Annotated in this window: 14 protein-coding genes; 9 read left to right on the forward strand and 5 right to left on the reverse strand. The window is 32.5% G+C overall.

Annotated features, from left to right (window positions below):
- The first annotated feature begins 218 nt into the window (after positions 1–218).
- The 3 genes from VFM92_RS07570 (at position 219) to VFM92_RS07580 (ending at position 2040) form a co-directional block, all read left to right on the forward strand.
- Complete coding sequence (locus VFM92_RS07570) at positions 219–413, forward strand: hypothetical protein (protein WP_325121596.1); 195 nt, start codon at positions 219–221, stop codon at positions 411–413.
- A gap of 66 nt (positions 414–479) precedes the next feature.
- Complete coding sequence (locus VFM92_RS07575; protein ID WP_325121597.1) at positions 480–1634, forward strand: DUF4221 family protein; 1155 nt, start codon at positions 480–482, stop codon at positions 1632–1634.
- Entirely contained in the window at positions 1621–2040 is a 420-nt protein-coding gene (locus VFM92_RS07580) for a hypothetical protein (RefSeq protein ID WP_325121598.1), read from the forward strand. Before VFM92_RS07575 ends, VFM92_RS07580 begins: the two co-directional genes overlap by 14 nt.
- Here the strand turns inward: VFM92_RS07580 and VFM92_RS07585 are convergent.
- The 3 genes from VFM92_RS07585 to VFM92_RS07595 form a co-directional block, all read right to left on the reverse strand.
- Positions 2037–6056 (reverse strand): DEAD/DEAH box helicase, encoded by a 4020-nt coding sequence (locus tag VFM92_RS07585; RefSeq protein ID WP_325121599.1) that lies wholly within the window; start codon positions 6054–6056, stop codon positions 2037–2039. The genes VFM92_RS07580 and VFM92_RS07585 overlap by 4 nt on opposite strands.
- Before the next feature lie 67 nt (positions 6057–6123).
- Complete coding sequence (locus VFM92_RS07590; RefSeq protein ID WP_325121600.1) at positions 6124–6990, reverse strand: helix-hairpin-helix domain-containing protein; 867 nt, start codon at positions 6988–6990, stop codon at positions 6124–6126.
- Positions 6991–7146: 156 nt separating this feature from the next.
- Positions 7147–7689 carry a 2'-5' RNA ligase family protein gene (locus tag VFM92_RS07595; protein ID WP_325121601.1) on the reverse strand — a complete coding sequence of 181 codons (543 nt, stop codon included), beginning with the start codon at positions 7687–7689 and terminating at the stop codon, positions 7147–7149.
- 68 nt (positions 7690–7757) lie between these two features.
- Here VFM92_RS07595 and VFM92_RS07600 point away from each other — a divergent pair, with 68 nt between their 5' ends.
- The 5 genes from VFM92_RS07600 (at position 7758) to purE (ending at position 13288) form a co-directional block, all read left to right on the forward strand.
- The gene (locus VFM92_RS07600) at positions 7758–9332 is read left to right on the forward strand and encodes a hypothetical protein (RefSeq protein WP_325121602.1); all 1575 of its coding nucleotides are present in this window, start codon (positions 7758–7760) and stop codon (positions 9330–9332) included.
- A 17-nt stretch (positions 9333–9349) separates the two neighbouring features.
- A complete protein-coding gene (locus VFM92_RS07605; protein ID WP_325121603.1) occupies positions 9350–10777 on the forward strand; it encodes a DUF5723 family protein in 1428 nt (475 codons plus the stop codon).
- Positions 10778–10852: 75 nt separating this feature from the next.
- Positions 10853–11461, forward strand: coding sequence for a SiaB family protein kinase (locus tag VFM92_RS07610; protein WP_325121604.1), 609 nt, complete (start codon positions 10853–10855; stop codon positions 11459–11461).
- Positions 11462–11633: 172 nt separating this feature from the next.
- Positions 11634–12770 carry a 5-(carboxyamino)imidazole ribonucleotide synthase gene (locus VFM92_RS07615; RefSeq protein ID WP_325121605.1) on the forward strand — a complete coding sequence of 379 codons (1137 nt, stop codon included), beginning with the start codon at positions 11634–11636 and terminating at the stop codon, positions 12768–12770.
- Positions 12767–13288: a 5-(carboxyamino)imidazole ribonucleotide mutase gene (gene purE / locus VFM92_RS07620; protein ID WP_325121606.1), complete on the forward strand. Its 522-nt coding sequence runs from the start codon at positions 12767–12769 to the stop codon at positions 13286–13288. The genes VFM92_RS07615 and purE overlap by 4 nt, the downstream gene beginning before the upstream one ends.
- Here purE and VFM92_RS07625 read toward each other — a convergent pair whose 3' ends face one another.
- The gene (locus VFM92_RS07625; RefSeq protein WP_325121607.1) at positions 13289–15322 is read right to left on the reverse strand and encodes a tetratricopeptide repeat-containing sensor histidine kinase; all 2034 of its coding nucleotides are present in this window, start codon (positions 15320–15322) and stop codon (positions 13289–13291) included.
- 152 nt (positions 15323–15474) lie between these two features.
- Between VFM92_RS07625 and VFM92_RS07630 the strand changes: the two genes are divergently transcribed.
- A complete protein-coding gene (locus tag VFM92_RS07630; RefSeq protein ID WP_325121608.1) occupies positions 15475–16044 on the forward strand; it encodes a hypothetical protein in 570 nt (189 codons plus the stop codon).
- A gap of 29 nt (positions 16045–16073) precedes the next feature.
- Here the strand turns inward: VFM92_RS07630 and VFM92_RS07635 are convergent, their stop codons facing one another.
- Positions 16074–16844, reverse strand: coding sequence for a S1/P1 nuclease (locus VFM92_RS07635; RefSeq protein ID WP_325121609.1), 771 nt, complete (start codon positions 16842–16844; stop codon positions 16074–16076).
- Positions 16845–16860 lie beyond the last annotated feature (16 nt).

The following is a 16860-nucleotide window of genomic DNA, read 5'->3' on the forward strand; positions in this document are numbered from 1 at the left end:
TTTTTTAATGGGTTTCATGCATCAATATTTGCAAGGTTTCTGTCAGGAAAATACGAAAACTTGCAAAAAAATCAAAGCTTTTTATTAATTAAATAATTGATAATCAATGTATTAAATAGTTTTTAAGGGTCGACTAATTAAGTAAATCCTTTTTTTTTTAATACATATGTTTACGTTTGAATCAACTAAATTATTTTTAACAAATAATTTTAATTCTTATGAAAAAGAAAACCTTAACATTAGCCATGACAATCCTTTTTATGGCTGGATTGTCTTCAATTAATTTGAATGCACAAACAGCAGAACCAACTGGAACCTACAGCGATGACGGATGTGGTAATAGGTCTTGTGATGGTCAAGCTTGCGATTGCAGGACAGTTATTGTTATCATTCAAGAAGATTGTTTAGCATAAATTTATTTTCGAGAAGCTACATATCCGGCAGCTTCTTATTTTTTAATTTAAAGTTAACTCTTTCAAATGAAATCGGCATTTCTATTTTTTATAATATTAGGACTTTACCTAACTGGTTGCCAAAATCAATCTATAGAAAACACAAATAAAAATAAGGATCAAAGTAGTTTAATATTTGATTCCTCGGTTTCCTCATTTATAGTGGATTCATTTAAGATTAAGCTAGATCCAACAACTCCTATCAAATCTCCCAATATTCAGTATCTTGAGGGTAAGAATCAATTGGCCATGATGAATGCTTCCATGAATGAGATTAACTTCTATGATTTGGAGACGACTAAATTAGAAAAAAAAGTTAAGTTAGAAGAAGAAGGTCCCAATGGTGTAGGTAAAGTTAGAATGTTTAGAATTTATGAGGATAAACTTTATGTATTAAATTCTAATCAATTCAAATTTTATGAGCTAGATTTCTCTGGCAATGTAATTAAAAAGTATGATTTAAATAGAGACAATGCACCAAAACCTTATGCCACGACCTGGCAACCGATTATCATTGAATTGCCCTTTGCTTATATGGCCAGTACTCCTTATAGGGATTATAATTCCAAATCATTTTATGAGGCAAATGATTTAATGACTAGATTAAATCTTGAAACGGAAGAAATTGCTTATTCAATCACCTATCCTGATAAAATTAAAGGTAATCTTTGGGGGCCGAATTTATCTGACAAATTTTATACTTATAATTCAGAGCAAAAGAAATTCGTAATTAGCTGGCCACCCATTTCAGATTTAACTGTTGGTGATTTTAATGGTACGAAGCTTATTTCAGCTCCTAGTAAGTATACTATTAAACCAGAACCGGTAGATGAGGTGCCAAGAGATTTTAAAAAGAGTCATGCAATATTTACTACGAATCCACAATATGGTAGAATTTATTATAATAAATATAAAAACGAATATTACCGAATTGTAGAGCAAAGGGTTCCAGAAAGGTATATAGATAGTCAAGATTATGATGAGAAGAACTTAAAACCATTTTCATTAATGGTTTTAGACTCAGATTTAAATGTGAAAAAAGAGATCGAGTTTCCGCATTTGAAATATTATCATTTCATGGTATTTCTAACAAAAAAAGGATTGTATATGGCAAAAATTCCTGAAAATGAAGATGAATTAGTTTTTGATTGTTTCCAATTTGATGATAATGAGAAAGTTTGATTTAGTAGTTGTTATTTGTTTAGTGTTTTTTACTTTCTCTTGTTCAGAAAAAGCTAAAGTACCAAAGTTGATTGAACAAAAAATCAAAAACTATGAGAGAGTTGTTTTTATACCTCATCAAGGATGTCTTGGATGTTCAAGAGAGGCTTTAGAATTATTGGAAAACTATTATAATTATCCCAAAACGCTTTTTGTCATTACTAAAATAGATGAACTAAGAGCTGTGAAGATTGAGTTAAATAGCTCATTTAATTTAAATAAAGCGACAAATGTGATTCTTGATGAAGAAAATGAAATAGTTTCAGAAATTGAGATAGATATTTACCCTACTATTTATAATATCGAAGAGAATAAACTATTTTTTCTAAAAGAAGCTAAAAATGGAATTCAACAATATTTGAATTAATTCCTTTTCACAAATTGCACTACTCTTTCCATCAGTTCTTCTTTATCGTTCCAGAAATTTCGGCTTTTGATTTGAATGTAGGGCCAATTCATTTTGGATAATAGGAAAGGAGTATAAGCAAAAATATCTTTTACTGATGGGTTATCATAAAACAGATTATCATCCGTAAGTAATAATCCTTTGTATTGGTCTTTGTCTTTAAAGCTTAAATCAGCAAATGGTAATTCCTCTTCAGCTTTAATGCTTTTCACAGTGGATTCTAATTCTCCCCTTACTTTAGTTTTCAAGTACCAGCTACCTTGGAAATTATTTGAAGGTTTCGGTTTAGGCTTGAAGTTTCCTTTTGAAACGTCCAAGGCATATTGTAAATATGATTTCAATAATTTCGGGCCATTATTTTTGGCGTCATCTACTTTCAATTGATCAGGATAAAGACTACTTACAATGACCACCTTCTCACGAGCTCTTGTGATTGCTACATTCAATCTGTTTTCTCCTTTTGGGGCATTGATACTGCCAAATTGCATTTTTAATCTGCCCGATTTGTCAGGAGCGTATCCTGTGCTGAAAATGATAATATCTTTCTCATCACCTTGTACATTCTCAATGTTTTTGACAAAAAATTTATCTGGCAATGTTAAATTTCCTTGCGCAATTTGATCTTCCAAAATATCCCAAATTAAGCCTTGCTGAGGGGCATTGAACGTCACAACTCCTATTTCTTTTTCTGGTTCATTGTGTAGGTACTCTTTTATTATATCCACCACATTAAGGGCTTCGATTTCATTGGCGTTTTGCTCCCATATGCCATCTACTTTTATGTAATCAATGCCAGGGTCTGCAGCATTGATATAATGAAAATCGGGTAAAAGTCTTAACCGATCTTTATAAAAATGATGATTGGAAAATTCAATTAGGTCTAAAGATTTACTTCTGTAGTGGCCAGCAAGCTGCAAATTCATTACATATTTATTGGCTAGATCTAGAAGTGAGTCAATTTCCAGATCAGGATGATCCACTTCTTCTTCCTCCCATCTTACTTTATAGAGGTCATTCGGACTCAATTGTTTGTCATCACCCGCCACCACTACTTGTCTGCCCCTATACATGGCCGGAATCCCTTTTTCGACAAAACATTGAGAGGCTTCATCAAAAATGACCAAATCAAAAATTTCCTCCATAGGGAAAATAGCAGAAACCGATTCGGGGCTTGCCATCCAGCATGGAACAAGATCAAATAACTCCTCTTGAAACTCCTGAATTACTTTTCGAATCGGCCAAATTTGACGCTTTTTAGTAACTTGGTGACTTAGGTCTCGATATGAAATTCTGTTATTTAATCGATTGTATTCGACATTAGCAAATGTTTTCTCCCTTAATTTGAGATTTAAAATTTCATTGCTCAGATTTAATTTACCTTCAATGGCTGATTGAAGTTCCTCAGTTTGATTATCAAATTTACGGGTGGAAACTTCTCTTAAAATTGGGTGTTTAGTTTCAATATGATCGATCCACTCTAGGTAAATACTATTTTGAAAAATAGCTTTGATGTTGGTATGGTCAATTGAAATATCGCTATCATTCAAAAGTTTTACAACTTCTCTTTCATAGTCTTCTAGGCTTTCATAAAGCTGATCGAAATGAACAAGCTCGTCAAAATATCTTTGAAATGTTTTGATGTAGCTTGCAGGCAATCTTTCCTGTTCTAATTGGTCTATTTGTTTTCTAGTCAGATATTTTTTCCACTTATTTTTTTCATTTATTGTATTTTCAGAAAGGGAAATAAGTGCTTTAATTTTCGCTAAAAAGTCACCCAGTCTATTACCTTCTGTCAATGAAAACACCTTGAAATTTGTAAAGGATATAATAATTTCTTTTGCTTTAATCGCTTGAATTTGCTCTTGAAACCATTGATTTAAAGCGATTTGATTTTTTGTATCCGGAATTTCTTTGAGCCAAGTTTCTTTTTTAAGTTTAGTAAGATTGTGCTCGAAGTTCAATCTATTATCTAATCTTTTTTCCAATTCTTTTACCCCACCATTATTTACGGGCAAACTGTTGGCTAACAACACCTTTTTCAAAAAATATTTTTCCTTTGCGAAAAGAAGCCAGCGAATCCATTTTGTTGGCTGTTGCCTAGATTGTCTTCTAAGCTGGATGACTTTTTGTAATGTTCCCAGTTCTTTGGATGGCAAACTACTTTCTATTCCACCATCTTTAAAGCAATTATTTATAACCCGTTGTGTATTGCTTAGCCATAGGGCATTGGTGTTATCATCCGAATAATTCAGCATGTGCAAAAAATATTCGTAAGAAGCTGAATCCAGTAATGTTTCTAAAGATTTTAATTTTTTCTTATGTTGAACAACATCCTCAAATTCTTTCAATGACATAGAAGACCCCACTAATTCATTTGATTTAGTGGCAGTTTCTTGAAAATAAGATGGGATTTTTTGTAATAGTGCTACTATTTCACTTTTATCATTTAAACCAAAATCTTTGAAATTTACTCGATCTTGCCAGATGAAATCATCCGTACTAAAATCATCGACATAAGATTGGAAATGAATAAGTTTTGAAGCGAATTCTTCAATTTGCTTTTTATGAAAGTGTCTATGAATCTGTTTTAAACCAATCTTAGGTTGGTTGAAATCACAATTTAGATATAATTCTTTAGCAGAAATACCACATTCTGATTCATCGAATAGAGCCATTCGATATTCCTCTTTTTGCTCAACAATTTGGTCTATTATTCTGCTTAATTTTAAGAATTCTCGTTGAATTTGAACAGAATCTAAGCCATTATTTTTGGATTCATATTCCTCCAGTCTATCAATTTGATTTTGTATTTGTTCAAAAATGGATTTTCTATCATTTTTAAAATCATGAACTAAAGCTGTAAAAGGATGAATGTCGATAGATTTCAATCTATCATAAATCACATCAAGCGCAGCTCTTTTTTGGCATACTACTAAAACTCTCTTACCTCTTGCGATAAAATCAGTGACCAAGTTGCTGATAAGCTGAGATTTTCCTGTTCCTGGAGGCCCTTGAACTACCAAAGAATTTCCTTTTTTAACAGCTTTCAATGCATTTTCTTGATAAGCATCCATTGGGAAAACTGAAAATGTTTCTTCTTCTTTCACGCTCTCAATAAAACGATAGCGTTGAGCATAGTCTGAAGGATCTTCCGATTCTTTATCAGGATTTCTGCTTAGAAAAAACTCCTCAATATCCTGCACTTGCTGCTCTTTTTCAAGCAAATAGGAATAATCAGGTACTAAGTAGGAACCGCTTTGAGGGAAAATCCCTAAAACTGCTTCTGGGAAAAGCTTTAATTCACCTTCCTTTTCATGCTCTTCAAAGTCCGACTTCTTAAAATTTTTAAATGGTCGTAAAACATCCAAGAATGTATCTTGATTAAAATTTATTTCGATGGGACTCTCTTTAAAGATTTGATATAAATCTGTTCTGAAAACCCGGCTATCCGGATCATAAATTTCGAATACTTTTTCTATTAAATCATCGCTAATTTTAACTCCATGAAAATGGGCATAAGCCAAAAGAAAGGATTTGTTAAATGTGATATTAACATCTTCTCTTAATTCCACCACCCATTGGTCATTAACTTCTTTAATCTCAATAGGAAAAAAAATAAGCGGGCAGCGAACAGATGTACCACCATGGAATTTTCCTCTTACAAAAGGCCAGCCTACATACAAATCTTTCGCTCCTCTTTCATCATAAATGAATTTTTCAATTCTTTTTAATTTTTTCAATTTTTGGCTCATGATGTTATTCTGCTCGAGCCGAGAATCAGAAATAGCGGCTAACGGGATGTGTTTTTTTCGTGCAATAAGATCTTCTATTAAAGAAAAAGAGCTTTTATTCAGCAAAAAATCAAAATCATGCAAATCTAAGGTCTGATCAGAAATCAATCGAAGAAGCAATAGTGAGCGGTTACTTCCCGAAAGATTGGTGAGTCTTTTTAAATAGTACCTTAAGATATCATGCATACATTTGTATTTAGCAAAGAATCAATTTATGAAATTATTACATCATTTGTTCATGTTTGGCAAATGCTTAATCAAATGAAAGGTAGGGTGTCACTTTTTTTACCCAATTGCTGTCTAAAACTTTGATTTCATAGAGCTCTTCAGCTGAACTATACGATCCATGTTGATTTCTATAATTAACAATCAAATTTGCTTCTTTGTAGGAAATATAAGGATGTTGTACCAAACTATCGGCTTTAAGTGTATTAACTTTTAGTTTCTTTACATTTAATTTTTCATCAAGAAAAATATACTTTTTCAAAGAATCGATATTTTCTTTTTTCAGTCCGTATACTTCTTCAAGTTGCTGCAAAGAATAAAAACCTCCTAAATACTCTCTATACTTTATTATCCGACTGGAGTAAGCTGGCCCAATACCATATATTTTTCGAAGCTGAAAACTGTCAGCTTCATTTATATTAAAAGGCTGCAGCTTTTCTTTCTTCTTTACTTCAACAAAATCATCACTTGACCTCTGATAATCATTCGAATATTCTTTCTCGGTCTTAATAGTAGTTTTGGGTAATGGCTTTTTTTCCACTTTACTTATTCTAATAAACGGTTCAAGCTTTTGGTAAAGTGCGCTATCAAGACCATAAATCTTTAATAAATCGGTTTTAGAATAAAAAGGGGTTACTTTTTCTCTGAATTTAACTATCCTTTCAGCAAGATATTTTGGAATACCAGCGCTTGCTAACTGTTTTGAGTTATCTTTATTCAAATCGAAGATATTATAACTTGTAGTTTCTGAAGGCATAGTTTTTACTTCAATTTTTGAAGAAATCTCCTCTAACAATAAGCTAAGTTTTCTTTGGTCTTCTTTGGAGCTAAGTTTTTTATCTTGAAGAAGTAATATTTTTTTATTGATAAAAGGCGCAAATAGAATAAGCACCATGAGTATAAGAAGAATGATAAATCCGTTGGATTCTGTTCTCGAAAATCCGAAAAAATTGCGAAGCCAGATAAACAGCTTTTGCATGTTATAACAAGCGTTAGGTTGAAATAAAATTTTATAACTCAATTTAGTAGAGAAAATTCAATAAATAAAATGCTACTGCAATGAAATTTCTTTATAAATATCCCAGCTTACGCCATTATGCTTGAAAATCGTAATTGTATCAGCTCTAAAACTTTTTTTAAATTGAACATTTTCGACTTCATCCCAAATCTTATAAAAGGTTGTTTTTTTTAAATCTCTAAAGGCTACGGTAATATGAGGATGAAATCCATTGTTTTTATGTGTACTCCCAAAAATTTGAAATTTCTTCATGAAATGCGCGAGTGATTTTTGAATAGCATCTAATCTGGGGTTATCAACAACATTTATAAAAATCACCCTAGGTTCAAATTTACCAAAACCATCCAGCTGTATTTCAAATGATTTCATTCCACCAAAAAAATCTTCCAAGCTTTGGATCAATGTTGACTCTTTATTTTGTGAGAATTTAAAGGGCATTTGTAGTGTAATATGGGCTTTTGAACGTAAAGCGCCTTTGGTTTCATGTTTTTGATGAAACGACTCTTTTATTCCATGAATCTCATCAGAAATAGGATGAGATGGGCAAATTCCAATGAAAAACAATGACGATTTCATATTTTTTTATTGCTATATTTTATTAATATCATTCAATTATTAATAGTTTTGGGTATAATTATTGAAATATGAAAAAGATTTCTCGAAAGTATAGGCATTTTATTGCTTTATTTCTGACCATGTCTATGGCAGGCTGCTATTCTGAATTGCAAGATTTAGAGCTAGGCGAAGGGTTTCAGTGGAGCCCTGAATTAGGAGTTCCTTTAGTAGATTCTGAATTTACGTTAAAGGATATTTTAGAAACTGAAGCAGCGGGTATTAATTTTAATACTGATGAAAGGAACACGATTGTTATTAACATCACTGAAGATAGTCTTTTTAGCCAGTCGGCCTCTGATTATTTTTCATTGAATGATGAAACCATAGTTGTTCCGCCATTGATTTTAACTCAAGAGCAGATTGATTTATTCAATGCTAACGGTTCTGTAATCGTTATTCAAGAGGTATTTGTTGATTATCCACAACCAAGTGGTCTTTCTGAAATTGTAATTGATAGAGGTAATTTAGTTTCGCAGGTTGAAGAGAACTTTCCAGCAGATATCGATTTATCGTATTCGTTGGAAGATCCATTTAATAATCCAATTCCAGGCTACAGTAACTTTTTTAATTACAATGTTGGAGAAGATCCAATCTCTACTGCTCAATCAGCAAGTGAATTTAGAAATATAAATTTTCAGTTTGGAGAGGATTCTACTTTATCTAAAGTGAAGGTTTCATTTGAAATAGAAATTACCAGGGTAGATCAGGATTTGGTATTTGGGGAAAATAGTATTGATTTAACTATTAGTTTCCGAGATATGGATTACGGAGCTCTATATGGTGATTTGCCTTCGCAAGATATCAGCACAGAGGAGAATACGATCAATACAGACTTTTTTAATCAGGATGAATTATTAGGTGATATTGAATATTATTTAAATAACCCTCAATTTAAGTTGACTCTTAAAAATTCAATGGGTTTACCCGTTCGATTCGATGTAAATAATTTTACGACCTACAATGATGGTCGGCCATCTCCAGAGCCTATTAACAGTGCTATTTTATTGCCACAGGCAGAAGAAGGTTCTGTTGCAGAATCTGAAACAGATTTTGATTCACAATTTAAAGAGATCGTTAATTCATTACCAGATTCAGTTTCCTTACAGATTGATGGATTAATAGATCCAAATAATTCTCCTCGCAATTATGTAACACGAGATTCTTATATACAAGTGGGGTATGAAGTCAATATCCCTTTAGAATTAAGATTGAGTGGTTTAGAAATAAATGAATCTTTCTCTATTGATGGAATTGATGCTCAAGATACCGAATACGCATATTTCAAATTTACCTCTACCAACTCACTTCCGCTTGATTTAGTATTAACAGCAGATTTATTAGATGAAGATAGTATGGTGGTTAGAAATTTGTTCGATGGAGTGGAGCTTTTAAAAGGAGGCTCTACTACTTCGCCTGAAGCCATCAGCAATATCATTAAATTAGAAGGTAATCTTGAGGATTTGCAGAGAGTTAGAAGGGTCGGAATTAGAGCAACCTTGGCTACAAGTACTCCAACACCGCCTGATGATTTTGTTAGAATCTCTGCTGATGCAGCCGTAAAATTTAACTTAGCTGTTCAAGCTCAATATACTGTAGAGTTTTGATTTAAGAACTTACTATTATGAAAAAAATTATATACACACTACTTTTAATCTCCTTTAGCCTTACAAATACTAAGGTTTTTGGTCAGTCTGACATGATCTCCTACGGATTGATTAAGACTTTACCTCAGGCTAATAATTTGAATCCAGCTATTCTACCGGATTATAAATTTTCAATGGGATTTCCTGGCTTATCAGGCTTTCATACTAATACTGCACAGAATTTCACCAACATGGCAATCCTTTTCTCTAAAGATGCAGAAGGAAATGTTGATACTGATAATATCTTCAATAATTTGAGAAGGAATAATCGTATTTCAACAGGAAATACTGTCAATATTTTTCATTTGGGAGTTAGAGGTACTACTAGTTATACGGCCTTCAGTATTAATACTAAATTTTCCTCCAGGTTTAGTTTACCTCGAGAATTATTTGCTTTACCACTATATGGAAATGCCTCAGGTCAATTAGAGGATGGCTTAGCGGATTTAAGTAGGTTATCTACCAAAACAATGGGGTATACTGAAGTTGGACTTTCTCATGGGCGCGAAATATTAGCAGGAAAAATGACAATAGGTGTTCGAATAAAATATTTGGCTGGTCATGCTTATGCTGATTTAAATTCATTTGATGCAAGCTTGAGAACATTTGGAAACGATGATTTTAGAGGTGATTCTATTCAGGTGAATAGCAATTCCTTTGATATTAGAACTGCGGGAATAGTTGGAGCTTTAGTAAATGAGGATAATGATCAAGAAGATATTATTGGTTCATTATTGGCAAACAGAGGTTTTGGATTGGATTTGGGAGCAACTTATGATTTCACTAAGAAAATTAAATTCTTTGCCAGTTTGAATGATGTTGGTTTTATTAAATGGGGATCCAATTATACGAATCGATTAAATGTTCCTGAATTTCAATATACTTTTAAAGGAGCAGATATAGTTGAACTTATAAATGGAGAAGATTTATCTGTGATAGATGAAATAGATAGCGCAATTAGTGATTTAGACATTCAGAGTATTAAAAATGAGTCATTTTCTACGGCTTTAACAGCAAAGCTTTATGCTGGTGCTTCGTATGAATTAAGTGAAAGACAAACAGCTTCGGCAATTCTCTATTCTGAATTTTTCAAAGGTGCTATTATTCCTGCTTTTACAGCCATGTATAATTTTCAGGGAGGTACTTTCTTTAATTTTGGATTATCGGCTACAGTGATGAATGGAAGAGTAAATAACTTCGGGACTGGTATGACACTTAATTTAATTCCATTTCAGTTAGTACTTGCAACCAATGATTTGGGATCAATTATTAATCCTATTAAAGGGCGTGGAGTAGATTTTAGATTTGGAATCAACCATACCTTCGGAAACGTAAATAAAAGTAAATCCCGAGCTAAAAAGAATAGTGAAAATACAATTGACACAATTGATTTAGGAATAGACTGATATTTCAAAAAAAATCCCCTATTTTGAGGAAAATTTGTATTTCAAGTTGATCCAAAGTATAAAAAATAATTATTGATGATAGATAACACAAATGGAAATAAGATGGATTTAAATGTAAACTTCATCAAATCGGTGCTTAGTCTTTTTTCTGAAATGCAAGGGAATGGTATATCCCTAGTTTATTTGGGAGAATTTAATCACGAAATTACTAAGATGTTTACTTCTATGGCTGAGTCAGACATGGAACGTAAAAAAGAGGATAGATATGTAAAGAAAAGAGTTTATCATGTGATGGTGGAGACACTTCAAAACATGAATAAACACTCAGATGAAATTACTGATGCTCAAATTGGTAATGGATTATTCGTTATTGGAAACAAGGAGGATATCTATTATGTAATCACCAGCAATAAGGTTGCAAGAGATAAAGTGGAAGATTTAAGAAGTGCTATTGATGAAGTAAACGCTGCTAGTGCTGAAGAATTGAAAAAAATGTATATGCAACAAATCAAGCACGGCAAGCTTTCTGATAAAGGTGGAGCAGGTCTTGGGTTAATTGATATTGCAAGAAAAACAGGAGAGAAGTTAGTTTATAAATTCCTTCCTATTGATGAAGAATTTGACCTTTTCATATTGAAAGTCGAAATTAATGCGGATAAAATTAAGGATGATAAGAGCAAATAAATACTTCTGATATTATAAATAATGTTTAGCCCTTTCAATAAGAAAGGGCTTTTTTTATATCCTTATTTTATTGAATTTCTTATTTGCTCGATTTCGCTTTTTCGCAATGATTCTATTTACAGATACCCATTAATTAATATTATATTTGTCAGGTAAATATTCACAATACTATATGAGTTTTAATACAGAATTAAAAGTAGGCGTATTAGGAGGAGGTCAACTAGGGAGAATGTTACTTCAAAGTGCCATCAACATTAATATTGAGTTGAGTATGATGGATGCTGACCCTAATGCACCCTGTTCTAAATTAGTTTCTGATTTTAAGGTTGGTGACTTAGAGGATTTCAAAGCTGTTTACGAGTTCGGTAAGAACTGCGATATTCTGACTATCGAAATCGAAAAAGTAAATATTGAAGCCATGAAAAAGCTTCAGTCAGAAGGAGTAAAGGTTTATCCTCAACCAGAAATCATTGAAATGATTCAGGATAAAAGAGTTCAAAAACAATTTTACAAAGACCATAATATTCCTACTGCTCCTTTTATTCTTACAGATAATAGAGCGGATTTAGAGAAGTTAATTGATAAGTTTCCTGCAGTTCATAAAATTGGAAAAGGAGGTTATGACGGACGAGGTGTGCAAATTATCAGATCCAAAGAAGACATAGCTAAAGGTTTTGACGCCCCCTCTTTATTGGAAGATTTTGTACCATTCAAGAAGGAGTTGGCAGTAATAGTCAGTCGGAATGAACAGGGTGAGGTTAATGCTTTTCCAGTGGTAGAAATGGTTTTTCACCCTGAACATAATTTAGTTGAGTATCTTTTATCTCCTGCAATAATAGATAAATCAGAAGAAGAGAAAGCTAAACAAGTAGCCATAGATATTATTGAGAAATTGGAAATGGTTGGTATTCTAGCTGTAGAAATGTTCCTTACTAAAGAGAATGAAATTATAGTCAATGAAATTGCTCCAAGACCACATAATAGCGGTCACCAAAGTATCGAAGGGAATTTTGTGTCGCAGTATGATCAACATTTAAGAGCTATTTTAAACTTGCCATTAGGAAATACTTCCACTAAGGTAAGCTCTGCTATGGTAAATATTCTGGGGGAAGATGGCTTTACAGGCGATGCAAAATATGAAGGAATGGAGGAAGTTATGAGAATTTCTGGAGCATCAGTTCATTTATATGGAAAAAAATTAACAAAACCTTTTAGAAAAATGGGTCATGTTACTATTACAGATCCTAGTTTAACTTCCTTAAAAAGAAAAATAGAAATTGTTAAATCGACTTTAAAAGTAAAAGCATGAGTAAAGGGAAAATAGCTATAATAATGGGAAGTCAGTCTGATTTGAGAGTAATGAGTGAGGCGGCTAAAGTATTGGAAGAGTTGGAAGTGAATTATGAGTTAACAATTGTTTCAGCTCATAGGACACCAGAAAGAATGATGGATTTTGCTAAATCAGCTCGTAAAAATGGATTTCATGCTATTATTGCGGGTGCAGGTGGAGCAGCTCATTTGCCGGGTATGGTTGCAGCATTCACTACTTTGCCAGTTATTGGAGTGCCAGTGAAATCAAGCAATTCCATTGATGGGTGGGATTCGGTACTTTCAATTTTACAAATGCCTGGTGGCGTCCCTGTAGCAACCGTTGCTTTGGACGGTGCAAAAAACGCAGGTATTTTGGCAGCTCAAATTATTTCCAATTTTGATGATAATGCAGCTAAGAAATTAGAAGTTTATAAAGAGGAAATAAAAGATAAGGTATTGAAATCTGCAGAGCAGGTAGAAGCCAACGGTTGGAAATCAGGAAAAGTAGGATTCTAATTATTCATCAACTCTAGGGAAATATATGGTGAATTCACTGTATTTCCCTATTTCAGTTTCAAGATTAATTCTCCCATCTAATCTATCAACTAGCGTTTTTACAATTGCTAATCCAAGTCCATTAGAACTTTCGCCACCAGTTGGTTTCGCAGTTAATTTTTTGAATTTCTTGAATAAATAGGATTTATCATCGTCTGTGAATCCAGGCCCAAAGTCCTTTACACTGATCCAATAATTTGTTTTCGTTACGCCAGCTCTTAAAATAATATCAGAACCTAATTTAGAGAATTTAACAGCATTAGAAATTAAGTTTTCTAATATTCTATTAATGTGTGTCTTATCTGTTCTTACTATAATTCCAGGCTCACATTCAATCTTGCAATCAATTTCTTTATTTGTTAATTCAATTATAAAATTTGAAGCAGAATCATCCAGCAGCTTTTTAAGGTCTATATTATCAGTTGCAAGCTCTTCTTTATCGACAGACATAGAGTTTACGTCTAACAGGTCATTTATTAAATAAGCACCGTGTTTAGCATTATTTCTTATCATGGTCACATATTGGCTTTGCTCCTCATTCAGTCCAGATAATCTTAATAATTCAGTTAATCCTTTAATTCTATGAAATGGGGCTTTCATGTCATGTGCCACTAAATTTAGCAAAGAGTCTTTCTCATTATTTAAATCATCAAGTTCTTTATTACGGACAATGAGTTCTCCATTTTGCGATTTAATCTCTTTATTTTGAAGCGAGATTTTCTTTTGCTGTTCTTCAATTTTATGGTTTTTAAGCTGTAAAATAGTATTATGCTTTCTTCGTCTATTCGCAGTTACCCATATAATTATTAGTAATGTTATGGTAAGTACAATTACAGCAACGAGTGCAATGTTTAGTGCTTTTTGTTTCTGAATTACTTGCTTATAGGCATCTTCATTTTGTTTTAAAAGTTTGTTTTCATTTTCCTTAGCTTCCAAAGCTAGTCTGCCTTCCAATCTTTCAATTTCGCGGGCTGTATTAACATTTTCAGTTTTCTCCTTTAGGTCAGCGTATTTTTTGAAATATTTTAGGGCTTGATTTATGTCTCCATTCTTTTCATAAATAGTTGATAAATAAAAATAAGCTTTTTGTTCAAATGTAATATCGTTAATGGTGGAAAGGTCAGTTACTTTCAGGAAATAATCTTTTGAAAGGTCGTATTCATTTCTATAAAAGTGAATCTCACCCAAGAGCGAATAAACCTGAATAATAAGATTGATATTTTTAGCTTTTGAGGCAAAATCTAGAGCTTCATTCGCATTTGTTAGTGCAATGGCCAGTTGCCCTCTTTTTGTGTTCATTCTCGCAATAGACAGCTTTATTATAGCCAAATTTGCTTCATCGTTGATTTTAGAAGCTACCTCATAGGCCACTGTGAAATATTTTAAGCTATTGTTATAATTTTCCATTTGACCATAAATACCGGCTATCTCTAAATAGATTGATATTACGCCTGATGGGTCATCAAATGTTTGTCTGAGTTCAGCTGTTTTCAAAGACATTTCCAATGCCTTTTCTAAGTCATTTTGTGATTGGTAAAGTTCAGATAAACTTTTGTACACATAACTCATTGAAACAGCATCATCCAGATTTTTAAAAATCTCTAATGCCATGAAAAAGTTATCGTATGCAGCGACATAATTTCCTTGATTGAAGTATAAACGCCCAATGTTATTGAGGGAGTAACCATATTGAAGAGAATCTCCATAAATTAAGGAGGAATCCTTCGCTTGTTGATATAATTCAAAGGCTTTTATGTTTTCACCCTCATAAAAGTGACCTACTCCCTTAAAATTTAAGGCTTTTACCACTTTTTCATTTAATTCTGCACTTTTTGAAGCTATATCAATGGCTTTTTGACTGAAGAAAACGGTACTGTCAGGGAATGATTTTCTGTATTCCCAAGCTAATTGATTATAAATTTCAATTTGTTGAGAATTACCAGCATCTTTCAAGGTATTTTTTAAACTGTCAATCACTGATATATTTTGACCCATTACCTTTAGAGGTATAAAAAAGATAATGAATAGGTATATGACAGTATTTTTGATTTTCACGTCTATTAAAATTTACGCAATTTAATGGATTTCAACAATAATTTATATTATCGTATTACCTTAATCAAAATTTCTAAAATAAACTGTATTAAATGTCTTCACATCATATCATTAGAGACGAGCAGGAACCACCAATTCTAGTTTTTTCAATTCATAATAATTGGAAGGAATTATCTGAATTATTGGGATGGTCGCCCATTGTATTCATAAACCCTCCTTTACAAGAAATTTTTGACGCTTTGCAAACAAAGATAGACGGGTATTTATTGAATGAAGATTATGAAGCTAAGTTGGCAGAAAACGTATTTATTTATAATGAACATAATTTGGATGAAGTATTATTAAAGTGGATAAATCATAAAAAATGGACGGCTATTAATATCTTTTGTAATGACCAATTAATGAAAAACTTATTTTTTCAGCTGAAAAGAACGCGTTTAGAAATTCCACTTATATTTTTCACGGAGAATGGTAAATCTATATTAAAACCTAGTTCAAAATTTAGAAAATGGTATCCTAAAAAATGTAAATTAGAAATCTTTAATGATGATGTTTTGAAGACTGAAAACCTAGTCTTAAGTGGTAAGGAATTTACTGTTGAACGTGATGGGTTTATTTTAATTGAGGTACAGGGAGATACAATTTTAGTAAAAGAGAAATGAAGCTAGTTGGCTCCATTTCTCCTTACAAATTAACCGTAAATCTCATTTAATAGGCCAGCTAATCTTATGCCCGCCTTTTTAATTTGTATTTGAACAGTCGACCAGTTTTTATAGCTATAGGCGTAACCTAAATACATATCTTGAGGTAAATCATAAACTTGATTTCTCATGGCCATGGCTTCTTTGTACCAATCATCTATAGTATTACTTTGTAGTTCTTTTATTTCGTCTTTAGTAGTGATGTTAACCATCTGAGCCAATTCTGTATAGCTAAAAGCTTTTGAATCAATCATTTCGCTATCCCAAACGCGATGTAGATTTGAATTTTGGCCGAACCACTTTAATTTAACAGCATTTCCACCCATATCTTCTCCATTTCCAACATGGCATGGTTGGTGAATATCCCCTACTAAATGAATAAGCATTTTGAGTTTTTCTTGTTCGCTTTTTGCATCAAGATTGCCTGCTTTTAGTTCTTCGGTGATTTTTTGAATCATCATTATAATGTCTCCATCAGGGCTCTTTTCAGTTTGTTCATATGTCATCCCATCAGGAATGGTTACATAATGCCAAGGCTTTGCATAGTCCCAACTATCATCAGACTTTATATTATCCATCCATACGCTAGCTACTGCTAAAGATTCTCTATTTAAAATCTCGCTTACTCTTTTCTCTACCTTTCTTTTCAAATAGAAAGAAGCTACCTCGCCAACAGCTCTGTGTCCAGTTTGTCCCCAAGCCAATGCTTGTGAAATGGAGAAAATACTTAAAATAAAAACACTTATAATTCTGATTTTCATATTATTAATTGGATTA

The sequence above is a fragment of the Marivirga sp. genome (assembly GCF_035704835.1).
Lineage (GTDB): Bacteria > Bacteroidota > Bacteroidia > Cytophagales > Cyclobacteriaceae > Marivirga.